Genomic DNA, 23,787 nt, shown 5'->3' with positions numbered 1-23,787 from the left:
GGGCACAAGCACTGATAAGAAAGGCCAGATTCCAGACCCGATTAAGAAAATGTCAGAGGACTTTTCTGTATTGGAATTTACGCCATCGGAAAAGCACGACTTCTGGATTTACTCTACGCTTGGAATGTCAACCGATAATCCAGCCAACTTGATTTAGTTGCATGTCTTTTCTAATAAGCAAGATTCGACGCTGATTGAGTTGCTCACTATCACTGCTTCCTTCCACCGGAATAACACGCCTCTCGGCTTACATCATACTGTCAATTTCGGACGGCCTTGGCAAGATGATTCCACCTGCTGCTTCGGCTTCATTTCGCTTCCTTATATGGATGGCGAGGCTTTAGAAATTTTTAATTTCAAGGATGGGCACTTGCGTAATCTTTGGCTGCTGCCGATTACAGAAAGTGAACGAGATTACAAGATTGAGAACGGATGGGATGCGTTGGAGCAACGCTTTGAAGATTGTGGACTGGATTATCTTAATAGACAGCGTGCTTCTTGTGCATGAAAAAAGCAGGCACCTTTCAGCGCCTGCTTTTCTACTTAACGCAACTCAAAATTACTTCGTCCCCGCCGACTTGCGGGCGCTGGCGGCCTGGCCCGTGGGCTTCAGCAGCGCGGCGTAGCGGTTGGGGTCGTTCAGGACGGCCACGGCGGCGATGATGTTGGGGTCGTCGTCGAAGCCGGCTTCGGTGCGGCCCTTTTCATAGTAGTAGCGCGACACGATTTCCTGCTCCAGCAATTCCTTGATTTCGGGCTTGAAGCGTTGCAGGTCGTTGGCCTTGTTCACGGTCACTTTCTTGCGGATGGCTTCGAGCTCCAGCTTCACGTCGTCGTAGTGCTTTTCTTCTTTCACCTTCTTGCTGAGGTCGGTAAGGGCCTTTTCAGCGTCGGTGCTGTAGCTGATGTTCTTGCCTTGCAGGTAAGTTACAAACTTCTGGTAATCGGTATCCGAGAGCTTGAACTGGCGGGCGGGCGAAATGGTCGGATGCTCGGCGCGGTAGCGGGTGGCGTAGTCGAAGAGGTAGTTCTTCTGGAGCAGGATGCGGGTGATGTCCGCAATTTCGCGGTCCTGCACTTCAATATCGGGGGCCACGCCGCCACCGTCGTACACGGTGCGGCCGGCGGTGGTTTTAAAGGCTGTGCGCAGCGAATCGGGGAATTTGCCCAGCGTACCATCTTCGCTGCGGTGGGCGTAGTCGATTTCCTGGATGCAGCGGCCGCTCGGAATGTAGTACTTGGCGGTGGTCACCTTCAGCTGCGAGTTGTAGCTCAGCGGCCGGGTGGCCTGCACAAGGCCCTTGCCAAAGGTGCGCTCGCCCACCACCACGGCGCGGTCGTAGTCCTGCAGCACGCCCGACACGATTTCGGACGCCGACGCCGAACGGTTGCTCGTGATGATGGCAATCGGAATCTGGGTATCGAGCGGCTGGTCGAGGGCCTTGTAGGTCTTGTTCCACTCCGTCACCTTGCCCTTGGTGCTCACCACATCGAGGCCTTTGTCGATGAAGAGATTGGAGATGTTCACCGCCTCGTTCAGCAGGCCGCCGGGGTTGTCGCGGATGTCGAACACGATTTTCTTCGCGCCCTGCTCCTTGAGCTTGGTCACAGCGGCGCGCACTTCCTTGCCCGCATCCACCGTGAAGCCGCCGAGCTGGAAGTAGCCCACATCGCCGGAAATCATACCGGTGTAAGGCACGTTGTCCAGATGGATTTTATCGAAGGCAACGTCGATTTGCACGGGTTTTTCCTGGCCGTAGCGCGTCACCAGCAGCTTCACCATCGAATTGGCCTGGCCTTTCAGGAGCTTGCCGATGTCGGAGCTCGACTTTTTATCGATGACCACGCCGTTGATATCCAGCAGCTCATCGCCGGGCAGCAAACCGGCTTTCTGGGCCGGATACCCCTCCAAAGTACTCATCACCACGGCCTTGCCGTTGCGCTTGGCCACCGAGGCCCCAATGCCGCCGTACTGCCCGGTGGTCATGGTGCGGAAATCCTCGATGTCGTCTTCCGGAATGTAATTAGTATAGGGGTCGAGCGAGCGCAACATGGCGTCAATGCCGGTTTTCACCAGCTTGGCGGGCGTTATCTCGTCGACGTAATAGGTATTGACTTCCTTGAAGAGCGTGGCGAAAATGTCCAGGTTCTTGGCGATTTCGAAGTACCGCTCGTTGTCGGAGGCGGCGCGGAAGGAAACCAAACCCAGCGTGCTCAAGGCCAGGGTAGCGAGTAGCTTTTTGCGGATAGTCATACAGAACGGATAGCGGCGAGGCGAATCTACGGGGCCGGCGGCGAGGCGGATGCCTCAACAGTCGTGCCCATCAAACGAAGAATACCGGAAATTAATTTTTTTTCCACCAGGGCCAGTGGACTTTTTTCCTTTCCCGTGAAGATAATACCCAGCAGAGCGACTTGGTGCCCATTTGGTTGCTCGGTGAGCCGATATTTATTGAGCCGGTACGCCTCCCGAATAAGCCGCTTGAGCCGGTTGCGGTCGACAGCCCGCTTGAAGGTGCGCTTGCTCACGCTGATGAGCACCTGCGGCGGGGCCGTGGTGGGTGCGGGCGCTTTTATCCAGACCAGCCGCAGCGGGTAAACGCCGAAAGAGGAACTCTGCTTGCTGAAAAGCTCCTCGATGAGCTTCTTGCGGCACAGGTGCTCCTCTTTGGGAAAGGTATATTTTCGCTTAGCGGTTAGCGGAGCGTCGTTAGCTGTTGGCTCGGTCACGGTGCTTGTCTATCGGCCGCTGCTGTGGCGGCAAAAACCACTCTGGCGTGGCCAAAAATAGCGAAGCCGCATTGCCACGACAGCGTGACGCTGTCTCAGCAATGCGGCAATCTGTTAGCTACCAGCCAGAAGCTTTCGGCTAACGGCTAAAAAGACTAGCGCTTGTGCTTGCCTTCGTCGGATACGGTGAGGCGCTTGCGGCCTTTGGCACGACGACGGGCCAGCACGTTGCGGCCGTTAGCGGTTTCCATGCGCAGACGGAAGCCATGCTTGTTCACACGCTTGCGCTTCGAGGGCTGATAGGTACGTTTCATATCAAGGAATCTTAAAAAGACGAGTTTCGAGTTGGGCCGGCAAAGGTACGGGCTTTGGCTGGAAAAGGCAAGGGCCTCAGCCACTTTTACGATGACGGGCACGTAGGCAGTAGTTTTAAGGCCATTTATACCGTTTTGGCGATGATTCACTACCGCGTTTCCTACGAGAATCCCCTCACGTTTTACCTGCAAATCGAGCTCACACTGGATGTGGCCGCCGATGCCCAGGCGCCGCTGGAACTTCAGCTGCCCGCCTGGCGCCCCGGCCGCTACGAGCTGCAGAACTTCGCCCAGAAGATTCAACGCGTGGTGGTTGAGGACGTTGCCACCGGCCAGCCCCTCCCCTACCGCAAGCTCACCAAGGACCGGTGGGAGGTACCCCACGCGGCCGGCCGCACCGTGCGGGTGCGCTACCAATTCTACGCCCACCAAATGGACGCCGGTGGCTCCTGGCTCGATGAGTCGCAGCTGTACCTGAACCCCGTGCAGGCGCTGATGTACGCCGAAGGCCGGCAACTGGAGGACTGCGAGCTGACCCTGACGCTGCCGGAAGGCTGGCAGGTGGCGTGTGGGTTGAAGCAAACCGCACCGAATGTGCTTTCGGCGCAGAATTTCGACCAGCTGGCCGACTCGCCGCTCATTGCCAGCCCTGCGCTCACGCACCAAGAATACGAGGCCGGAGGCCTGCCGTTTCACGTTTGGGTGCAGGGCGAGGCGCTGGTGAACTGGCCGAAGCTGCTGGCCGACTTCAAGGCCTTTTCAGAGGAGCAGCTGACGCTATTCGGCGGCTTTCCGGTGGCAGATTACCACTTCCTGAACCAGTTTCTGCCCTACAAGCACTACCACGGCGTGGAGCACAACAACTCCACGGTAATTACGCTGGGACCGGCCGAACTGATTATGAGCGAGGGCCTGTACAAGGAATTGCTGGGCGTGAGCTGCCACGAGTTGTTCCACACCTGGAACATCAAGAGCATCCGGCCGGCCGAGATGCAGCCCTACGACTACAGCCGCGAGAACTACTTCCGCACCTGCTTCATTGCGGAAGGCATCACGACGTACTACGGCGAGTACCTGCTGGCCCGCAGCCACGTGCGCAGCCCGGCGCAGTATTTTGAGGAGTTGAACATCGTGCTGCGCAAGCACTACGACGATGCCGGCGGCGACAACCTCTCGCTAGCCGACGCCAGCATGGACCTCTGGCTGGACGGCTATAAGCCCGGCGTGCCCGACCGCAAGGTGTCGGTGTACCACAAGGGTGCGCTGGTAGCTATGCTCTTGGACTTGACCATCCGCCAGCTTTCCGGCCACGCCCGCAGCCTCGATGACGTGATGCGGCGGCTGAACGAGGAGTTCGGCAAAACCGGCATCGGCTACACGGAGGAGGACTACGTGCGCCTTGTGAACGAGGTGGCTGGGCGCGATATGCATGCCTATTTCGACAAGTTCATCTACGGCACCGCGCCGCTGCAGGAACCGCTCGACCGCGTGCTACACACGGTGGGCTGCCAGTTGCTGGTGGGCGAAAACACCTCGGCTTCGGAAGGCCACTTCGGTTTCCGCACGGTAGTGAAGAATGAGCGCACGGAGGTAAGCGCCATCTGGCCCAACTCGCCCGCCGCCGCGGCCCTGACCGTGGACGATGAAATTGTGGCTGTGAACGGCCGCCGCGTCGACATGAACCTGCAAAACCTGCTCAGTTCAGGTGAATCAGCCTACGAGGTGAGTGTGTTCCGCCAGAACCGGCTGCTAACGGTGACGCTGGCCGCTAGGCCGGGCATCCGCTTCGGGCAACGCTACGTGGTAGACAAGCTGGAAACGGCCGATGAGGCGCAGAAGCGCGGGTATCAGCAGTGGCTAGGCTGGGAATTTTAGCCTGATTCAGGAAATACAAAAGGCCCCGCCGGACGAATCCGACGGGGCCTTTTCTGTTGATTTCGCAACGACTAGTTGCCCTGTTTGCCGGGGCCTTTGCCGCCGCTAACGGACATCGGGCGGTTGCCCTGCGGGTTGTTGCGGATGTTGTCGACGCCGTGGCCGGCGCTGTTGCCGTCGGTGGTGTTGCCGTGAGCGGAAACGTCCATCGTGTTCGGGCTTTGCACTTGGGTGCTTTTCTTTTTGGTATTAGCGGCCGGGTTCACAGACGTTTTTTCGTTCTGCAGGTCGGTGTCTTTTTTGGCGTGTCCCATGGCGGAAGGTGGTTGAGTGGAAGATGAGTAGTTGTACCCTTCCGCCGCCAAAAAGTTGCCTTCGGGAAACCTAGGCCGGCACGTTGGCCACGGCCGAAGCCGGCACCACTTTCACCAACTCGGCAAACTGGGCCTCGCGGGCTTCTACTTCCTCATCCGTGAGGTTGAGCAGGCGCTCGGTGCCGAATTTCTCCACGCAGAACGAGGCCATGGCCGAACCGTGAATCACGGCGCGCTTCATGTTTTCGAAGCTGATGTCGTCCGTAGCGGCCAGGTGGCCGATGAAGCCGCCCGCGAACGTGTCGCCGGCACCGGTGGGGTCGAACACCTCTTCCAGCGGCAGTGCGGGGGCGTAGAAGACCTTGTTTTTGTGGAAAAGCAAGGCGCCGTGCTCGCCTTTCTTGATGATGAGGAATTTCGGCCCCATCGCCATAATTTTTTTGGCCGCTTTCACCAGCGAGTACTCGCCGGAGAGTTGGCGGGCTTCCTCGTCGTTGATGCTCAGCACGTCCACCATTTCGATGGTGGCAATGAGCTCTTCGAGGGCGATGTCCATCCAAAAGTTCATGGTGTCCATCACAATCAGCTTGGGCCGGTTCACGAGGCGCTGAATGACGAGGCGCTGCACCTGCGGGGCCAAGTTGCCCAGCATGAGGTACTTGCAGTCCTGATACGCATCGGGGATGATGGGGTCGAAATCGGCCAGCACGTTGAGCTCGGTCACGAGGGTTTCGCGCGAGTTCAAGTCTTTGGAATAAATGCCCGACCAGAAGAACGACTTCTCGCCTTCCTTGATTTGCAGGCCCTCCACGTCCACGCCGTGCTCTTCGAGCAGCAGGATATCGGACTGCGGGAAATCGTCGCCCACCACGGCCACCAGTTTTACGGGTTTCAGCGAATACGACGCCGAAAGGCTGATGTAGGTGGCAGCACCGCCGATGATTTTATCGGTTTTGCCGAAAGGCGTTTCCAGGGCGTCGAATGCGACGCTGCCGATGACGAGCAGACTCATGCAGGTAAAATGTGATGAATAAAACGTTCGAATTAAAGCCGCATTAAAACGGATTCATTGCAAGCAACAAAAAAGTCCCCGGATAATTCCGGGGACTTTCTTTGGAGGGTAAATAATGGGGCTCGAACCCACGACCTTCGGAATCACAATCCGACGCTCTAACCAGCTGAGCTATATCTACCAGGTTTGTTTTGGTGGTGCAAAGATAGAAAAAGAAGCGGGATTGAGCAAAAAAAGTTCTTTAGCCTTCTGTCATCCTGAACGCAGCGAAGGACCTTATCGCCGCTGAACGGCTTGCAGTGGACCAATTATGGATGGCACGTTGCTCTGGCTTGATAAGGTACTTCGCTGCGCTCAGGATGACAGATGTATTCAATATGCCGACCTTTGCCGGATGGAACCCAATACCACCCCATCGTTCAACGATTTCAAACTCAACAAACAACTCCTTTCCGCCGTGGCCGAGGCGGGCTTCACCGAGCCCACGCCGGTGCAGGTGCAAACCATTCCGCTGCTACTGGCCGGGCACGACGTGCTGGGCATCGCCCAAACGGGCACCGGCAAAACGGCCGCCTTCGGCCTGCCCCTTTTGATGAAGGTGAAATACGCCCAGGGCACCAACCCGCGGGCGCTGGTGCTGGCGCCGACGCGCGAACTGGCCATGCAGATTGAGACGCACCTCAAGGCGCTGGCCGTGAATACCGACCTGCGCATTTTCGCCATCTACGGCGGCCTGGGGCCGAAAACCCAGATTGAAACCATTGCCCAGGGCCTCGACGTGCTGGTGGCCACGCCGGGCCGGCTGCTCGAAATTTACCTGAAAGGCGCGGTGCGCCTGACCGACCTGAAAACCTTCGTGATGGACGAGGCCGACAAAATGATGGACATGGGTTTCATGCCTCAGATTCGGCGCATCTTGGAAATTATCCCGCGCAAACGGCAGAACGCCCTATTCTCGGCCACCATGCCCGACCGGGTGACGACGCTGAGCGAGGAATTTCTGGAATTTCCGGTGCGGGTGGAGGTGAGCCCGCCGGCCAAAACGGCTTCCACGGTGAGCCAGGTGCTGTACGAGGCGCCCAACCTGCTCACCAAAATCAACCTGCTGCACTTCCTGCTCTACCGCGACATCGATACCATGACGCGGGTGCTGCTTTTCTGCCGCACTAAGCAGCACGCCGACCAGGTAGCCCATTTCCTGGAGCGCAAGGCGCCGGCCGGCGAGGTGCGCGTGATTCATGGCAACAAGGGCCAGAACGCACGCATGAACAGCATGGACTCCTTCAAAGCCGGCGAGGTGCGCTACATGGTGGCAACGGACGTGGCCGCGCGCGGCATCGACGTGCCGCAGGTGACGCACGTTATCAACTTCGACGTGCCGATTGTGCACGACGACTACGTGCACCGCATCGGGCGCACGGGCCGGGCCCAGCACATCGGGGCGGCCATCACCTTCGCCAATGAGGCCGAGATGGTGCACATCGGCGAGATTGAGGCGCTCATCAACCAGAAAATTGAGCTCCTGCCCTTGCCTGAGGAAGTGGTGGTGGAAGAAACGCCCTTCGAGGAAAAGCAGAAAATGGGCCGTGAGCTCGACGACCGCCGCAAAAAGCTGGACCCCGAGTTTAAAGGGGCATTCCATGACCGCAAGGAGTGGATTAAGCCCGGCGTGACCATCGACAAGCGCACCGGCAAGCCCTTCAAAGAAGGCCAGAAGAAGAGCACCAAGGGCGCCAAAGCTTTCGTGGGCAAAAAAGGCGGCTCAAACCCCGGCGTGAAGGCCCTGAAGCGGCGAGGACGATAAGAACTAGAACGTAAAAACCGGAACGTCATGCTGAGCGCAGCCGAAGCATCTCTACCGCACAAGTAATTATTTACTACTGAGGTAGAGATGCTTCGGCTGCGCTCAGCATGACGTTCTTTTTTATTGCTAATTCTGTCCTAATGCCCGTGGTGCAGCAGGTGCCCGAAGTGGATGCTGGCAAACGTGAGGGCCGAGCCCCAGAACAGCGCGCTCAGAAACATGTGCAGCAGGATGCGCTGCCGCGGCACGCCCAGCAGCGTGGCGATGACCGTGCCACCGATGGGCGACAGCAGAATGGGCGTGAGGAAGGCAATGCCGCCCATCCCAAACTTGCGAAACACTTTGATAATGTTGCGTGAGCGTTTTGTAAAGATGGGCTCGCGGCGCAGGCGGCGCTGCTTTTGGCGGTGCTGCATCCAAGCGCGGCCCACACCTGAGAAGATGAACACGCTGGTCATCATGCCGGCTACGGTGAGGGCCAGCGTTTGCCAGAAGTGCAGGCCCATGGAAGCCCCGGCCAACGGGCCGCCCAAAAATTTGACCGTGCTCAACAGGAACACAGACGCACATTTAAGGGCGGGATGAAGCACGGGCTGACGAAAAACGGGCGGTGGAAGGGGGCAACAAACGCGGGGTGGGCGCGTGGCAAAGATACCCATTTCGAGGGGCCAGGGTTCAATTTGCCCGACAAATTCCCGCGTGCAGGCCCGTTGGGCTACAGCTTGCTGCCGTAGCTCAGGTCGCCGGCGTCGCCGAGGCCGGGCACGATGTAGGCCTGCTCGTTGAGCTTTTCGTCGATGGCGGCCACCCAAAGGTTGGCTTCCGGGATTTCGCGGGCCACGTAGGCCAGGCCCTCGGGCGAGGCAATGACGGCCGCAATGTGCACCTGGCGCGGCGTGCCGAAGCGCAGCATGGCCCGGTAGGTTTGCACGAGGCTTTTGCCGGTGGCCAGCATGGGGTCGGCGAGGATGAGCACCCGCTCATCCAGGCTGGGAGCCGAGAGGTAATCGACCTGCACCTGCACCTGGGCGGTGCCCTCGACGCGGTAAGCCGCCACGAAAGCGCTGGGCGACTGGTCGAAATAATTTAGAAAGCCTTGGTGAAACGGCAGGCCGGCGCGCAGCACGGTGGCTAGAATGGGGAAATCGTGCAGCAGCTTGCCGGTGGTTTCGGCCAGCGGCGTCTGGATGGTTTTGTCGGTGTAGCTGAGGTGGGCGCTAATGCGGTAGGCAATGATTTCGCCCAGGCGCTGCAGGTTGCGGCGGAACCGCAGGCTGTCCTTCTGCACGTCTTTGTCGCGCAGCTCGGCCAGGAAATGGTTGGCGATGCTGGGCTCGGCGCACACCACGTGGATGTTGGCCAGGGCGTTGGCTGCTTCGGAAGGGCCCGAGGCGGCAGCAGTGGAGAGCGGAGCAGTGGCCATGCGAAAAGGAAAAGGATGGTGACGCTGGGAAACAGAACCCGGCAGGGGCCCCGAAGTTGGCACAAAAACCGGCGGCAGGCAAGAAACGGGCGGCGAAATCGTCTTATTGGTAAGGCCCACTGGGCTGGCCCCGGCGAGCCCGGGCTCCTCCTTGCCAACGATGGCCTGCGTAGGTTTGTTAAAAAATTGCCGCCGGAGCCTGCGGGCCGAAGGTGCCGGGTTACTTTATCAGAAGCATTATCTCTATTTATGCATAAACCTTTGCTTTTGGGCGCTGGACTGGCGCTGCTGGCGGGCCCCACGCTGGCCCAAACGGTGCCGCCGACGACAGCGCCCGCTCCGGCCGAAAAATCGCCTTGGGTGGTGTTCGACGGGCCCGTGCCCGAACCGGCACCGCCGCCCATCAAGACCACGCAGGGCGCCAACTACGTGCCCTACGACCTGGACACCTACCGCCTAATTGACCGCTACGCCATCAAGTTCGGGCCCGACTCGCTGCACGACCCACACACCAGCGTGCGCCCCTACACCCGCGCCGCCGTGGCCCGGCTCGGCGAGCGCATGCTCTCGCCGGACAGTGCGGCGCGCTCGGGTGGCAGCCTTTCGCGGGCCGACCGGTTCAATGCCCAATATCTGCTGAAAGACAACTGGGCCAACAGCCGGCGGGGCGCCGCGCTCAACGAAAGTACCAAGCCGTTTCTGGATTACTTCTACCGTAACCAGACCGACCTCTACCACGTCGAAACCGAGGATTTCACCCTCCGCGTGAACCCCGTGCTGCTGCTGCAGGGCGGCAAGGACAGCGACCTGAGCGGCCTGCGCTACGTGAGCACGCGGGGCGTGCAGCTGGAAGGCACTATTGACCAGAAATTGGGTTTTTACACCTTCCTGGCCGACAACCAGCAGGCCGTGCCGGGCTACGTGCAGACGCGCATCGAGCGCGACCGGATAGTGCCGCACGAAGGCTACTGGAAGTTTTTTAAGACCGTGGGCGGCAGCCAGTACGACTTTTTCACGGCCCGGGGCGGCATCACCTACGCGGCCGGCAAGCACATCAACCTGCAGCTGGCCCACGACCGCAACTTCATCGGCAACGGTTACCGCTCGCTGATTCTGTCGGACTACAGCGCACCGTATTTCTTCCTGAAGGTGAACACCCGCGTCTGGAAATTCAACTACCAGAACCTGTTTGCCGAACTCACGGCGCAGCGCACTTACGACGCCGCCGGCAGCCCCACCGACGCGGTGTACCCCAAAAAGTATCTGGCCCTGCACCACCTGAGCTTCGACGTGACGCCGAATTTCAACATCGGCGTGTTTGAGAGCACCGTGCTGGGCGGCCGGGGCATCGACAGCACCATTGTGAACGGCAAAATTGTGCGCCAGCGCCAGGGCTTTGAGCTGCAGTACCTGAACCCGGTCATCTTCTATCGGGCCGTGGAGCAGCAGGTGGGCTCGGCCGACAACGCCGTGCTTGGCCTCGATTTCAAATGGAACATTCTGCACACGGCGCAGCTGTACGGGCAGTTGGTGCTGGACGAGTTTAAGCTGAGCGAAATCCGGGCGGGCAACGGCTGGTGGTCCAATAAGCAGGCGGTGCAGCTGGGCGCCAAGTACATCGACGTGGCCGGCCTGCGCAACCTCGACTTGCAGGTGGAATTCAATTACATCCGCCCCTACACGTATCAGCACGAAGATTCCTACACCTCCTACACCAACTACCAGCAGCCCCTGGCCCACCCCATGGGCGCCAACCTGGCTGAGATTCTGGGCGTGCTCAGCTACCAGCCGCTGCCCCGCCTGATGCTGGTGGGCAAGGCCTTCTACTCGGAGCAGGGCCTTGATGTGCTGGCCAACGGCACGCCGGTGAACTACGGCGGCAACGCACTGATTTCATACAACCAGCACCCCATGGAATACGGCAACCGCGTGGGCCAGGGCAACAAAAGCCGCCTGCTGCACGCCGATTTCACGGCCACCTACCAGCCGCGCCTCAACCTGTTTCTCGACGCCAAGCTCATTGCCCGGCACCAGACTTACACCCTCACGCCCGCTTTCAACGGCAACGAAACCTACGCCTCGCTGGCCCTGCGCTGGAACATTGCCCAGCGCTTGCACGAATTTTAAATCATGGCCAACACCACCGATTTATTTCGTCCGGTTAACCAACAGGAACTGGACCTGATTGCGGCCAGCGGCTGGCGGGCCTTTCCGCCGCGCCTGCCGGAACAACCCATTTTTTACCCGGTCACAAACGAGGATTACGCTAACCAAATCAGCCGCGACTGGAACGTGCCTTATTACGGCGTGGGCTACGTGGTGCGGTTTGCGGTCGAGACGGCTTACCTAAGCCAGTTCCCGGTGCAAAACGTGGGCGACGCCCAACACAACGAGCTATGGGTGCCGGCCGAACAATTGGCCGAATTCAACCAGCATATTCAGGGCTTAATTGAAGTAACTGCTGAGTTCCGGCGTCCTTAACGGCACCTCTTTTTACGCCATGAAAACCTACCTGCGCATCCTGCAGTACGCGCGGCCCTACGCCGACTTTCTGCCGCTGTACTTCGTGCTGACGGTGCTGACCATCGTGTTCAGCATCTTCAACTTCACGCTCATCATTCCGCTGCTCAACGTGCTGTTTAACCAGACCGAGACGGCGACGAAGATACCAAAGGCGCTGCCGCACTTTGCCTTGAGCGTCAGCTACGTCACGGATGCCTTTTACTATTATTTCGGGCAGGTAATTGCGGCCTACGGGCGCATGGGGGCGCTTTCGTTTGTGTGCGGGTCGGTGGTGGTGTCGGTGTTTTTCAGCAACCTGTTTCGCTACCTTAGCCTGCGGCTCATTGCCCGGGTGCGGGCCCGCGTCATTCGGGGCCTGCGCTTCGATTTGTACCAGCGCATTCTGCAGCTGCCGCTCAGCTTTTTCAGCGGCGAGCGCAAGGGCGACCTTATGTCGCGCTTCACCAACGACGTGCAGGAAGTCGAAACCTCGGTGGTGAACACGCTGACGGGCGTCATTCGCGACCCACTGACCATTGTGTTCTACTTCGTGGTGCTCTTCACGATGTCGGCCAAGCTCACGCTGTTTTCGCTGATTCTGCTGCCGATTTCGGGCGGCATCATCGCCTCGGTGTCGAAGCGGCTGCGCAAGCAGGCCAAATTGAGCCAGAAAACGCTGGGCACCATGCTTTCGGTGATTGACGAGACGCTGGGCGGCGTACGCGTCATCAAGGCTTTTAATGCGCAGCGGTACATTCTGGGCAAGTTCATGGACCAGAACGACCAGTACGCCCGCACCTCGCGCAACATCGACAACACCCGGGATTTGGCCTCGCCCTTCTCCGAATTTGCGGGCGTGACGGTGGTGGCCGGCTTGCTCTATTTTGGGGGCATGCTGGTGCTGGGCGGGCAGTCGGACCTGACGGCGGCCAAGTTCATCGGCTACATCATCCTGTTTTCGCAGGTGCTCACGCCGGCCAAGGCGCTGTCGAGCTCGTTCGGCAACATCCAGCGCGGGCTGGTGGCCGGCGAGCGGGTGCTGAGCATCATCGACACCGAGCCGGCCATCCGCGACCGGCCCGATGCGGCCGTTTTGCCGCCCTTCGAGCGCGAAATCGAATTTCAGAACCTCAGCTTCAGCTACGGCGAAACGCCGGTGCTGTTCGACATCAACCTGACCATCAAAAAAGGCCAGACGGTGGCGCTGGTGGGCAGCAGCGGCGGCGGCAAAAGCACCCTGGCCGACCTGCTGCCCCGCTTCTACGACCCCAACGCCGGCCAGATTCTCATCGACGGCCACGACGTGCGCGCCTGCACCCTGCACTCGGTGCGCGACCAGATGGGCATCGTGACGCAGGAAAGCATCCTCTTCAACGACACAATTTTCAACAACATCCGCTTCAACACCCAGGCCACCGAGGCTGAAGTGATGGAAGCCGCCCGCATCGCCAACGCCCACGAGTTCATCGCGGCCAGCCCCGAAGGCTACCAGACGTTCATCGGCGACCGGGGCTCGCGCCTCTCGGGCGGGCAGCGGCAGCGCCTGAGCATTGCCCGCGCTATTCTGCGCAACCCGCCCATTCTGATTCTCGACGAAGCCACCTCGGCCCTCGACACCGAAAGCGAAAAGCTGGTGCAGGAAGCCCTGCAGCGCCTGATGCAAAACCGCACCTCGCTCGTCATCGCCCACCGCCTGAGCACCGTGCAGCACGCCGACGAAATTGTGGTGCTCCAGCACGGCCGCATCGTGGAGCGCGGCACCCACGACGAGCTGGTGCGGCGCGAGGGCGGCGTGTACCAGCGTTTGAGCTCCATGCAAACCAACGCCGCGCTGGTGTGAAGCAGGGCAAAACGACCGTCATGCCGAGCGCAGCCGAAGCATCTCGCGTGCCGCCACTAGCCCAATCGTTGAGTTAACAGCCCAAGCGAGATGCCTCGGTTGCGCTCGGCATGACGGTCTACCCCCAACTTCTCGTAAACCCCTATATTTCGCCCTCAACCAACTTTTTCGCCATGCTCGCCCTCAAACGCATTGTTACCGTCGCCGTAATGGTTTACCTCTTGCTGGCGCTGCTGTTTGTGCTGGCCCCGGCCGTGCGCACCACCCTGATGGACATGGGTTCGGGCCTGTCGGTGCTGGAAAAAGAGCGCAGCTTCTACTACACCCTGTTTCTGATTGGCGCTGGCTTGCTGGCCCTGCACCTCATCACCGAAAACCTGGACAGCGTGCTGCTACGCCGCTCGGTGAGCCAGCAGGAAAACAAAATCAACGAGCTCAAAGCCAAGCTCTACGACCACCAGCAGCGCGCCGCCACGCCCGTGGGTGTGCCCAGTGCCCGCACCATCGACGGCCGCACGCTGAACGAGCCCCTGCCGGCTCAGCCCATCCAAGGCCAGGCGGCCGGCCCGGTGAGTGCCACCGAATACCGGACGCCCGACCACCTGCCCAATCCCACTTTCCCGCAGAGCGACCCCAGCCTGACCAACACGCCGCCCGCCGAGCGTCCGCCGCTGGCTTAGTTATGAATATATGTTTGTCATCCTGAGCGCAGCGAAGGACCTTATCATGTTCGAACGTTAGTCGTTTAACGGCGATAAGGTCCTTCGCTGCACTCAGGAAGACAGGCTTTTTTCTCAATTCGAACAACACTTCCACCCACAGTGCCCGACGCTCGCCTTTCCGACCTCATTCACGCCGAGCTCAACGAAGCCCGCTCCGTGCTCGACCAGTTTCTGGCCGACCCGGCGAACCTGGCCCGCATTGCCGCCGCGGCTGAAGTATTTGCCGCCAGTCTGCGCGCCGGCAACAAGGCCCTTACCTGCGGCAACGGCGGCAGCCTTTGCGACGCCCAGCATTTTGCCGAAGAGCTCAGCGGGCGCTACCGCCAAAACCGGCGCGCCCTGGCCGCCATCGCCCTCACCGAAGCCTCGCACATGACCTGCGTGGCCAACGATTTCGGCTTCGAGTTCGTGTTCAGCCGCTTCGTGGAATCCCTGGGCCGGCCCGGCGATGTGCTGCTGGCTATCAGCACCAGCGGCCACTCGCCCAACATCCTGCGTGCTGCGGAGGCGGCCCGGGAGCTCGGCATGAAAGTCGTGTCCCTCACTGGCAAGGACGGCGGGGCGCTGGCCGGCCTAAGCGACGTAGAAATCCGCGTGCCGCACTTTGGCTACGCCGACCGAATTCAGGAAATCCATATCAAGGTGATTCACATCCTGATTCTGCTGATTGAGAAGCTGGTCATTACAGCCTAAACCACACAAAAAAGGCCGCTCACAAGCGGCCTTTTTTCGTGAATTAACCAACCGGGCGCGGCGGCTATTCTATTACCACGCGGCGGCTGGCGTGGATTCCTGCTGCTTCGGCTTCGGCCAGATACAGGCCGGCGGGTAGCGCAGGCCATGCCATTGGCTGGCCATTGGGCGCCACGACGCGGCTTACCACGCGGCCAGTAGCGTCGCGCAGCGTCAGTCGGAGCAGCTGGCCAGCCGCCACGTTGGCCAGTGAAAAATGCGGCGCCTGACCCCGGGCCACGGGGTTGGGCCAGGCCGTGAGGCCACCGGCAGCCACTTCACGCGGGGCGGTGGCGGCCAGGGCCAGGTTGGTTTCGGCCGAATAAGCGGCGGCGGTTGGTGTCCCGAAGCTGGCGTCGGGATAGCTGAGGCCCAGCATGTACTGAGCGGAATTCTGACGGTAGAAATACTGTGTGAAAGAACGGCTGATACTACCCTGGGTTTGGCCCAGCGCGCTCAGCAGCACGGCCGGCGCGGGCTGCCCGCTCAGGTAGAAGCTGTCTTGCTCGATGTAGCGGCGCTGCACCAGCAGCACCGGCATGGCAGCCGAGCCGGTGGTGGTGCCAGCCACGGGCACGCGCAACGTGCCCCAACCGGCCACCGAGTCGACGGTGGTGACGCGCTGCACGTAACGCAGCGGTGCCTGACTGATGCCGAAGGCCTGCACCGTGAGCAGCGAGTTGTTGAGCACGCGGCTGGCCCGCACCACCCGGCTCGTGCTGCTGAGCGGCAGCGGCACGAGCAACGTATTCACGACAATGTTCTGAGCCGGAATGGTGAGCACGTCGTTCGGGCCGCCCGTTATGGTTGCCAGCGGGAAGGTTTGGGCAGAAAGCGCGGAGCCGAGCTGGCTGAAGCCCGCCGCATCGAAGCCCTGGTAAGCCGTGGCCGGGATGGTGAACGGCCCGAGCGCCAGCGAGAAGGTATACGTGCGAACACTGCCGGCAAAGGGCGGCGTGCCAGTCACTGCCGCATAGGGGCTGGCCACCACGGCGCCCTGCGGCGTGAGGCTGCGGTAGTCCCAGGTGCGGTTGGCGCCCGTTTGGGGAGCCGTCAGGCCGGTAGCAGTGGCGGGCTGGAAGCGGTCGACGGTAGCCGCCGTGGCCGGAAATTGGGCAGTGGTAATGGTGATAGGGCTTTGCGCAGAAGCCGTTGCGCTGCCCGCCAGCAAGCAGAGAGTAAACAGTTTTTTCATAGAAGGAAGCATGGATGAACGATGGGGCAAAAATAATTCGCGCCCGAAAACAGCAGCCCCGTAGAAATACGCTATTATTCAAGAAATAAAAAATATAATTCAAAAGCAACCTGGCTAATGCCGCGGAAATAGAAAATCCGGAAAGTTGACCAGCTCAGCTATGTGCTCGATTGAGCGCAGCCGCGTCGCTAACTTCGCCAAACGTTTCAGCTTCACTTGTTAGCCTCTACCTCGTTCCATGCTCACTAAAACCTTCGGCTCGGCCGTGCAGGGCGTCAACGCCTACACCATCATCATCGAAGTGGTGGTTTCGGCCGGAACGGGGTTCAACGTGGTGGGCTTGCCCGACAATGCCATTAAGGAGAGCCAGCAGCGCATTGAAGCGGCGCTGAAGTTCCGCGGCTACCGCATGCCGCGCACCAAAACCGTGGTGAACATGGCCCCCGCCGACATCCGCAAGGAGGGCGCAGCTTATGACCTGCCCATTGCGCTCGGCATTCTGCACGCCTCGCAGCAGCTGACGACAGAACGGCTGCCGGAGTATGTGATTATGGGCGAAATGTCGCTCGATGGCGAGCTGCGGCCCATCAAGGGTGTACTACCCATCGCCATTCAGGCCCGCAAAGAAGGCTTCAAGGGCATCATTCTGCCCAAGGCCAACGCCGAAGAAGCGGCCATTGTGAACAACCTCGACGTGATTGCCGTGACCAGCATGCAGGAAGCCATCGACTTCTTCGAGGGCCGGCTGGACATCACGCCCACCACCGTCGACACCCGTGAGCTATTTCAGCACGCTGTCAATAAATACACGGCCGATTTTGCCGACGTGCAGGGCCAGGAAAACATCAAGCGGGCGCTGGAAATAGCGGCGGCCGGCGGCCACAACGTGATTATGATTGGCCCACCCGGCGCAGGCAAAACCATGCTGGCCAAGCGTCTGCCTAGCATCTTGCCGCCGCTGAGCATGCAGGAAGCCCTGGAAACCACCAAAATCCACTCCGTGGCCGGCAAGCTGGGCGGCGGGGGCCTGCTGAGCAGCCGGCCCTTTCGGGCACCGCACCACACCATTTCGGACGTGGCGCTGGTGGGCGGCGGCGGCAACCCGCAGCCGGGCGAAATCTCGCTGGCCCACAACGGCGTGCTGTTTCTGGACGAGCTGCCCGAGTTTAAGCGTACTGTGCTGGAGGTGATGCGCCAGCCGCTGGAGGAACGCCGCGTGACGATTTCGCGGGCCAAGGTCAGCATTGAGTTTCCGGCCAATTTTATGCTCATTGCCAGCATGAATCCGTGCCCGTGCGGCTATTACAACCACCCAGAGAAGGAGTGCGTGTGCGGCCCCGGCGTGGTGCAGAAGTATTTGAACAAGGTATCCGGCCCGCTGCTCGACCGCATCGACCTGCACGTGGAAGTGACGCCCGTGACCTTCGACCAGATGACGGAAACGCGCAAGGCCGAAACCAGCGCCGACATCCAGCCGCGCGTGGACAAGGCCCGCGCCGTGCAGGAAACCCGCTTTCGGGACTACGCCGACATCCATTCCAACGCCATGATGCCCCCGCAGATGGTGAAGGACATTTGCGCCATCAGTGAGGAAGGCCGCACGCTGCTGAAGACGGCCATGGAGCGCCTCGGCCTTTCGGCCCGCGCCTACGACCGGATTCTGAAAGTGGCCCGCACCATTGCCGACCTGGCCGGCACCGAAGACATTGAAATAAACCATCTGGCCGAAGCCATTCAGTACCGCAGCCTCGACCGCGAAGGCTGGGCGGGCTAACCCACCATGTACAAAGCCCTCGTCAAACCCCTCCTCTTCAACCTCGACGCCGAGCGCGCCCACCACCTGGTTTTCGATAACCTGCGCCGCGCGGCTCGGGTGCCCGGCACCCAAGCTCTGCTGCGCGGGCTCTATGATTTTCAGCATCCCGGCCTGGCTCGGGAGGTTTTCGGGCTGAAATTTCCGAACCCAGTAGGGCTGGCGGCGGGGTTCGACAAGAACGCGGCCCTGACGGATGAGCTGGCCACGCTGGGCTTCGGCTTCGTGGAAATTGGGACGGTGACGCCCCGGCCGCAACCCGGCAATCCGCAGCCGCGCCTGTTCCGGCTGCCGCAGGACGAGGCCCTGGTGAACCGCATGGGCTTCAACAACGAGGGCGCGGCGGCCGTGGCGGACCGCCTGGCCCGGCGGCGCAACCGGCCGCTCATCATCGGCGGCAACATCGGCAAGAACAAGGACACGCCCAACGAGCGCGCCGCCGACGATTACGTGGCCTGCTTCGAGGCGCTGGCGGAGGAAGTCGACTATTTTGTGGTGAACGTGAGCTCGCCCAACACGCCCAACCTGCGTCAGCTCCAGGAAAAAAAGCCGCTTATTGAGCTGCTACAGCAGGTACAGGCCCGCAATCTGAGCCGCGCCCAGCCGCGCCCCCTGCTACTCAAAATCGCGCCCGACCTCACCGATTCGCAGCTCGACGACATCCTGGAAATAGCCCACGAAACCCAGCTCAGCGGCTTGGTGGCTACTAACACCACCATCAGCCGGGCCGACCTGAGCACCGAGCCGGGCTATGTGGCCTCGCTGGGCGCGGGTGGGCTGAGCGGGCGGCCGTTGCGGGCGCGGGCCACCGAAGTCATTCGCTACCTGTACCAGAAATCCGGCGGGGCGCTGCCCATCATCGGCGCGGGCGGCATCCACTCGGCCGCCGATGCGCAGGAGAAGCTAGCGGCTGGCGCCTCGCTGATTCAGCTCTACACCGGCTTTATTTACGAAGGGCCGGCGCTGGTGAGCCGGATAAATCGGAGCCTGGTGCCAGCGTAACGCGCTGCCCGCGCACCCGGCGCTGCCACCACGCAATGACGGGCACGCCCAGCGCCGTGGGCCACAGGAAATTGTAGGGGAATGGAATGAAGTGCAGGCTGGTGACCGAAAACGCCGACACCGCCGCGATGTACGAAGCCATGAACCCGGAAATGTGGTTGAGCAGCCACTGGTTCTTGGCCCAGCGGCCGGCGTTGGCGTAGCCGCGCAGTTGGCGTGCGGCCGTGGCCGCCCCAATGCCGCCGAACACACCCACCGGAATGTTGCGCGCTATCACGGCATAGCCCACCGTGCCCAGGAACACCACTAAGCCAATACCAGCCACGGCCCAATCGAAGGCCGCCACTTGGGCGTCCCAGGCCAAGTGTTTCAGAAACAGGGAGCGGTAGCCGAACGCTGCCATGTAGAGGCTAAAAACCGCCGTAAGCAGCAGGAAAAGGCTATGGATGTGCTGCGCGCCCACCAGCGCCGTGGTGCCGGCCACGGCCATGGCCCAGAAAAACACCTTGCCCCACCGCTTGTGTGCCGGGCCGCCCTTGCGCACCGCCAGCGCCACCGGCGCCACAAAAAAACCTGTGAAGCCCGCCAGAATGTGCACGTAGCGGTTGACTGTAAAAAACGTTTCCATAGCACCGGGCGCGGCTCTTGCTGAGCCACGGCCTAAAGATGGAAAGCCCGGCAGGCTTCGTTCATGCGGATGTTGCCGAAACGTCGAATCAGCCCGCCGAACCGTTGTTTAGGGCGGATGCCGCCGCGGGGCCGCTACAGCTTCGCCCCTACTTTGAACTCGATAACATCGGCCGCGCCGCGGTGGATTTTTAGGTCGATGGCGCCGAAGAGTAGTTTGGTAAAGTGATACTTCAGGCCCAGCCGCTCGTAGTAGGGCGTGCTCGATTTGTAAGGCGCGTACACGTAGAAGCCCAGGTGCGAATCGAACGCCAGCCGGCCAAACAGCAGCTCGTGGCCCAGGAAAACGCCCGCCTTTTTCACGTCGGGCTGCGTGCCGCCGGCGCGGGTGGTGTCGTTCAGGGTCGCTTTCAGGCTGCGGTCGTTGAAGCCTTCGAGGCCCAGCAGCAGGTTGGACTTGCGGTTCATGCGGCGGCCCACGGCCAGCGTCACGGAGCTGACGAGGTATTTCTGCTTGTCGCCTTCGGTGCGCTGCTTGTAGCCCAGGCTGGTGCTCACGTTGTAGAACAGCTTGCCCACATCGGCCGGCGCCGGCGCGTTGGGGTTGGCCTGGAGCGGGTGGCGCTGCTCGTGGTAGTTCAGCCCCAGCACCACCGAGGGCAGGTTCACGCCGAAGTTGGGCTTGGTGGTGGCGCCGTTGGAGTAGTGGTTCAGGCCAGCGCCCACCAGCAGGCCCAGGTGCGGCGTGAGGGCGTAGTCGTACTCGAACCGAAACTGCAGCGTGGCGTTCAGGGCCGAGCTGGCGATGGTGTTTTTGTGGTTGGTTTCTTGGTTGTAGGGGTTGGTGAGGTAGGCCAGGCCGGCGCCGAGGCGGAAGCTGAAATCGTGCTTTTCGCCCCGCGAAAACGTCTTGCTGATGTAAGGACTGGCCGAAAAAGCGTAGCCCAGAATGGGATTGTGAAAGTCGTAGTAGGTGAGCGCCAGGCCGATTTTAGGGTACTTATACCAGCCGTGCCAGGCCGCCGCGCCGGTGGTCTGGCGCTGCAGGTTCACCTCGAAGCCCGTGGGGTGCGACGCCACCAGGTGCCGGATGGCATACGTGTGCGCCATGATGATGCTGCCCTGCGCGTAGGCCCCCACCACAAAGGGCGCGGGCGGGGCGGCCGCCAGCACGGCAGTGGTATCAACGGTTTGGGCCTGCGCTTCAGCGACCAACGAAAGAAATATCGCCGGCATCAATATCGAGCTTGTATAATACTTCATGGCAAATAATCCATTGAGAAACTGTGCGTGCCGGCCCAAGGTCAAAAATACGACTGGCAGGAGGGTGCGCTACAAGCAAAAAATTAATATGATTTGCGCAACCCGCGCCCCGTTCTAGCCGCTATAAGCCCCGATTCTGTTGCTCTTTAGAATTCCTTCAGAATTCACCTTATCATTCTTATTATCATGAAAAAAACAATTCTATCATTGGCAATGCTCCTGGGTATGGCTGGTGCTGCTAACGCTCAAACCGGTTTGAAACTGGGTCTGAAAGGCGGTTTCAACATGGCTACGTTCTCCGGCGCTGATTCGAAAGGCTCGGAGTACAAGGCGGGCTTTGCGGCTGGCGGCTTGCTCAACTACGGTTTCACCGATATGTTCTCCGTGCAAGGGGAATTGCTGTACTCGCAAAAGGGCGGCTCGCGCGACGGCGCCACCTACCTGTCCGGCACGACGGTTAAAACCGACGGAACCTACAAATCCACCCTCGGCTACATCGATGTTCCCATCCTGCTGAAAGTGAACACGGGCGACGACGGCAAAGGCTTGTTTTTCGAAGCAGGCCCGCAAGGCAGCTTCGTGATGCACCAGCGCTCCTTCACGGAAGACGGCAGTGGAAAACAAGTTGGCTCCTCCGATACCTCCACCGACCAGCTCAATAAAGTGGTGATTGGCTACGTGGCCGGCCTCGGCTACCAAATCACGAGCGGCCTGGGCCTGGGCGTGCGCTACACCGGCGATTTCTCGCAAGTAGCCAAGGACCAAAGCACTACGGTGGGCGGGGTCACGATTTCCAACCCCAACATTCACAACTCGGTTTTCCAGTTCCAGGTGCACTACCTCTTCGGCGGCAACTAAGAACCGCTTTCCCGGCAGAAACGCCCGGCTTCTTGCGAAGCCGGGCGTTTTTTTTATTTATTCATTCCATAATTCAATTCCGACTATACTAATCTCCATAGCCGAAACATTTTCCCTTAGCTTTGCGCCACACTTCACCTTTCACACTTTTTTTCTTCAAACCCATGAAAAAAGTAATTCTATCACTCGCGTTGGCCGCTGGCATTTCGGCCACGGCCTCGGCCCAGGCTACCATTGGCGTAAAAGCCGGCGTCAACTTGTCGAACGTCTCCGGCGATGGCTCGGGCGATGCTAAAAATATTGTAGGCTTCAATGCGGGCCTGATGGCTGACATCAGCTTCAGCGACCTGCTGTCGTTCCACCCCGAGCTGCTGTACTCGCAGAAGGGCGCCAAGCTGGAAAGCGGCAACATCAAACTGCAGCAGCGCACGGGCTACCTCGACGTTCCGCTGTTGCTGCGCGTGAAGGCCGACGGCTTGTTCTTCGAAGCGGGCCCGCAGGTTGGCTTTCTGATTAACCAGAAGAACGAGTATACCAACTACCCCTTCCTGGGCACGGGCTCCAACACCAGCACCGACGGCACCCGCAAAGTAGACATTGGCTACATCGCCGGCCTAGGCTACCGCCTGGAGCAGGGCCTGGAATTCGGTGTTCGCTACAACGGTGGCATCTCCGACCTGAGCGACCCGTCGGGCGGCGCGAAGACGCGCAACTCGGTGTTCCAATTCCAGGTAGGCTACTCGTTTGGCGGCAACTAAATCGCAAAACGCCTTCTGGAAAAAGCCCGGCGCTGCAGGCAGCGCCGGGCTTTTTTTTTGGAAACGGTTTGTCTCCACCCGATTCCGGTAGCGAGTTACGCTATAGCTTCGGGTCTACCTTTATTTTTTAATGCTACAATGAAAAAACCAATGCTTTCCTTGGCGGTGCTGATGGGCCTGACCAGTGCTGCGCACGCCCAAAGCGGCTTCCGCATCGGCCTTAAAGGCGGCGCCAACCTGGCCAGTTTCACAGGCACCGATAAAAAGGATACCAAATCGAAATATGGCTTTAGTGCCGGGGCCACGTTCAACTTTCCGCTTTCGGATTTGATTTCCATCCAGCCCGAGCTGCTGTATTCGCAGAAAGGCGCCAAGCTCGACTACTCGGGCAGCAGCAACAGCGATGCCTCAGTATTCAAAAACTCGAACTCCGTTTCGGGTACTTTCGGCCAGACGCTGAGCTACATCGACGTGCCTTTGCTGGTGCGCGTGAACACCGGCGGCAGCGACGGTTCCGGGTTGTTTTTCGAGTTTGGCCCACAAGGCAGCTTTCTCATTGCCCAGCGCGGTTTCATCGACAGCGGCGACAAAGCCACCGTGGTGCTGATGGGCGACCAGCGCAACAACGCGAACGCCTCGCCGACGCCTACCAGCTTGCCGGCGGTGGCCGTTGGCACCAGCACCGACGATTTCAACAAGGTCGTCGTTGGCTACGCGGTGGGCCTGGGCTACCAACTCACTAACGGGCTGAGCCTGAACGTGCGGTACAGCGGCGATATTTCGCAGGTGTACAAGGACGGCATGGGCACGGCCGATGCCTACAAACCCTACCAGGCTTTCGGGAGCAAGTTTACCAACCCCAACTTGCACAACTCCGTGTTCCAGTTGCAGGCCGGTTACGCCTTCGGCGGCAAATAAGTCGCTAAATACTTTCGGAATAGCCCGGTACTGCCCGCAGTGCCGGGCTTTTTTTGTGCCCGCCACTGCAGGCAGCGCTTCAGAG

Annotated in this window: 23 protein-coding genes and 1 tRNA gene; 13 read left to right on the top strand and 11 right to left on the bottom strand. The window is 60.2% G+C overall.

Features of this window, described 5'->3' with window-relative positions; genetic code table 11:
* Positions 1–157: 157 nt before the first annotated feature.
* On the top strand, positions 158–508 hold the full coding sequence (locus tag Q4S41_RS20755; protein ID WP_305033049.1) for a suppressor of fused domain protein: 351 nt from the start codon (positions 158–160) through the stop codon (positions 506–508).
* A 51-nt stretch (positions 509–559) separates the two neighbouring features.
* Here the strand turns inward: Q4S41_RS20755 and Q4S41_RS20750 are convergent, their stop codons facing one another.
* The 3 genes from Q4S41_RS20750 to rpmH form a co-directional block, all read right to left on the bottom strand.
* A complete protein-coding gene (locus tag Q4S41_RS20750) occupies positions 560–2,254 on the bottom strand; it encodes a S41 family peptidase (RefSeq protein ID WP_305033048.1) in 1,695 nt (564 codons plus the stop codon).
* Between the two features lie 26 nt (positions 2,255–2,280).
* Positions 2,281–2,730: a ribonuclease P protein component gene (locus Q4S41_RS20745; protein ID WP_305033047.1), complete on the bottom strand. Its 450-nt coding sequence runs from the start codon at positions 2,728–2,730 to the stop codon at positions 2,281–2,283.
* A 155-nt stretch (positions 2,731–2,885) separates the two neighbouring features.
* Positions 2,886–3,044, bottom strand: coding sequence for a 50S ribosomal protein L34 (rpmH, locus tag Q4S41_RS20740; RefSeq protein ID WP_046246180.1), 159 nt, complete (start codon positions 3,042–3,044; stop codon positions 2,886–2,888).
* 141 nt (positions 3,045–3,185) lie between these two features.
* Here rpmH and Q4S41_RS20735 point away from each other — a divergent pair, with 141 nt between their 5' ends.
* Complete coding sequence (locus tag Q4S41_RS20735; RefSeq protein ID WP_305033046.1) at positions 3,186–4,919, top strand: M61 family metallopeptidase; 1,734 nt, start codon at positions 3,186–3,188, stop codon at positions 4,917–4,919.
* A 71-nt stretch (positions 4,920–4,990) separates the two neighbouring features.
* Here Q4S41_RS20735 and Q4S41_RS20730 read toward each other — a convergent pair whose 3' ends face one another.
* From Q4S41_RS20730 to Q4S41_RS20720, 3 genes are all read right to left on the bottom strand, one after another.
* Complete coding sequence (locus tag Q4S41_RS20730; protein ID WP_305012943.1) at positions 4,991–5,233, bottom strand: hypothetical protein; 243 nt, start codon at positions 5,231–5,233, stop codon at positions 4,991–4,993.
* Positions 5,234–5,303: 70 nt separating this feature from the next.
* Positions 5,304–6,245, bottom strand: coding sequence for a PfkB family carbohydrate kinase (locus Q4S41_RS20725; protein WP_305033045.1), 942 nt, complete (start codon positions 6,243–6,245; stop codon positions 5,304–5,306).
* Positions 6,246–6,351: 106 nt separating this feature from the next.
* Positions 6,352–6,427: transfer RNA gene (locus Q4S41_RS20720), tRNA-His, on the bottom strand.
* Between the two features lie 212 nt (positions 6,428–6,639).
* Between Q4S41_RS20720 and Q4S41_RS20715 the strand changes: the two genes are divergently transcribed.
* Positions 6,640–8,049 carry a DEAD/DEAH box helicase gene (locus tag Q4S41_RS20715; protein WP_305033044.1) on the top strand — a complete coding sequence of 470 codons (1,410 nt, stop codon included), beginning with the start codon at positions 6,640–6,642 and terminating at the stop codon, positions 8,047–8,049.
* Between the two features lie 137 nt (positions 8,050–8,186).
* On the opposite strand, the gene Q4S41_RS20710 is transcribed toward Q4S41_RS20715, so the two are convergent.
* Both Q4S41_RS20710 and upp read right to left on the bottom strand, forming a co-directional pair.
* Complete coding sequence (locus tag Q4S41_RS20710; RefSeq protein ID WP_305033043.1) at positions 8,187–8,570, bottom strand: small multi-drug export protein; 384 nt, start codon at positions 8,568–8,570, stop codon at positions 8,187–8,189.
* A gap of 194 nt (positions 8,571–8,764) precedes the next feature.
* Positions 8,765–9,472: a uracil phosphoribosyltransferase gene (gene upp, locus Q4S41_RS20705; RefSeq protein WP_305033042.1), complete on the bottom strand. Its 708-nt coding sequence runs from the start codon at positions 9,470–9,472 to the stop codon at positions 8,765–8,767.
* Between the two features lie 249 nt (positions 9,473–9,721).
* Here upp and Q4S41_RS20700 point away from each other — a divergent pair, with 249 nt between their 5' ends.
* From Q4S41_RS20700 to lpcA, 5 genes are all read left to right on the top strand, one after another.
* Positions 9,722–11,599 carry a capsule assembly Wzi family protein gene (locus Q4S41_RS20700; protein ID WP_305033041.1) on the top strand — a complete coding sequence of 626 codons (1,878 nt, stop codon included), beginning with the start codon at positions 9,722–9,724 and terminating at the stop codon, positions 11,597–11,599.
* Positions 11,600–11,602: 3 nt separating this feature from the next.
* Positions 11,603–11,953: a hypothetical protein gene (locus tag Q4S41_RS20695; protein WP_305033040.1), complete on the top strand. Its 351-nt coding sequence runs from the start codon at positions 11,603–11,605 to the stop codon at positions 11,951–11,953.
* 19 nt (positions 11,954–11,972) lie between these two features.
* A complete protein-coding gene (locus Q4S41_RS20690) occupies positions 11,973–13,814 on the top strand; it encodes an ABC transporter ATP-binding protein (RefSeq protein WP_305033039.1) in 1,842 nt (613 codons plus the stop codon).
* A 173-nt stretch (positions 13,815–13,987) separates the two neighbouring features.
* Positions 13,988–14,494 (top strand): hypothetical protein, encoded by a 507-nt coding sequence (locus tag Q4S41_RS20685; RefSeq protein WP_305033038.1) that lies wholly within the window; start codon positions 13,988–13,990, stop codon positions 14,492–14,494.
* A 141-nt stretch (positions 14,495–14,635) separates the two neighbouring features.
* Positions 14,636–15,229, top strand: a complete 594-nt coding sequence (gene lpcA / locus Q4S41_RS20680) for a D-sedoheptulose 7-phosphate isomerase (RefSeq protein WP_305033037.1) — start codon at positions 14,636–14,638, stop codon at positions 15,227–15,229.
* A gap of 64 nt (positions 15,230–15,293) precedes the next feature.
* On the opposite strand, the gene Q4S41_RS20675 is transcribed toward lpcA, so the two are convergent.
* Entirely contained in the window at positions 15,294–16,463 is a 1,170-nt protein-coding gene (locus Q4S41_RS20675) for a hypothetical protein (RefSeq protein WP_305033036.1), read from the bottom strand.
* Between the two features lie 238 nt (positions 16,464–16,701).
* Here Q4S41_RS20675 and Q4S41_RS20670 point away from each other — a divergent pair, with 238 nt between their 5' ends.
* Positions 16,702–18,237, top strand: a complete 1,536-nt coding sequence (locus tag Q4S41_RS20670; protein WP_305033035.1) for a YifB family Mg chelatase-like AAA ATPase — start codon at positions 16,702–16,704, stop codon at positions 18,235–18,237.
* Between the two features lie 6 nt (positions 18,238–18,243).
* On the top strand, positions 18,244–19,278 hold the full coding sequence (locus tag Q4S41_RS20665) for a quinone-dependent dihydroorotate dehydrogenase (RefSeq protein WP_305033034.1): 1,035 nt from the start codon (positions 18,244–18,246) through the stop codon (positions 19,276–19,278).
* On the opposite strand, the gene Q4S41_RS20660 is transcribed toward Q4S41_RS20665, so the two are convergent.
* Together Q4S41_RS20660 and Q4S41_RS20655 are read right to left on the bottom strand one after the other, a co-directional pair.
* Positions 19,220–19,906 (bottom strand): hypothetical protein, encoded by a 687-nt coding sequence (locus Q4S41_RS20660; RefSeq protein ID WP_305033033.1) that lies wholly within the window; start codon positions 19,904–19,906, stop codon positions 19,220–19,222. The genes Q4S41_RS20665 and Q4S41_RS20660 overlap by 59 nt on opposite strands.
* Before the next feature lie 134 nt (positions 19,907–20,040).
* Positions 20,041–21,120: an acyloxyacyl hydrolase gene (locus Q4S41_RS20655; RefSeq protein WP_305033032.1), complete on the bottom strand. Its 1,080-nt coding sequence runs from the start codon at positions 21,118–21,120 to the stop codon at positions 20,041–20,043.
* Positions 21,121–21,354: 234 nt separating this feature from the next.
* Between Q4S41_RS20655 and Q4S41_RS20650 the strand changes: the two genes are divergently transcribed.
* The 3 genes from Q4S41_RS20650 (at position 21,355) to Q4S41_RS20640 (ending at position 23,702) form a co-directional block, all read left to right on the top strand.
* A complete protein-coding gene (locus Q4S41_RS20650; RefSeq protein ID WP_305033031.1) occupies positions 21,355–22,026 on the top strand; it encodes a porin family protein in 672 nt (223 codons plus the stop codon).
* A 164-nt stretch (positions 22,027–22,190) separates the two neighbouring features.
* On the top strand, positions 22,191–22,784 hold the full coding sequence (locus Q4S41_RS20645) for a porin family protein (RefSeq protein WP_305033030.1): 594 nt from the start codon (positions 22,191–22,193) through the stop codon (positions 22,782–22,784).
* Positions 22,785–22,922: 138 nt separating this feature from the next.
* Positions 22,923–23,702 (top strand): porin family protein, encoded by a 780-nt coding sequence (locus tag Q4S41_RS20640; protein ID WP_305033029.1) that lies wholly within the window; start codon positions 22,923–22,925, stop codon positions 23,700–23,702.
* Positions 23,703–23,787 lie beyond the last annotated feature (85 nt).

This window comes from Hymenobacter convexus, from assembly GCF_030580955.1.
GTDB lineage: Bacteria > Bacteroidota > Bacteroidia > Cytophagales > Hymenobacteraceae > Hymenobacter.
This window is presented reverse-complemented; position numbering and strand designations above follow the sequence as displayed.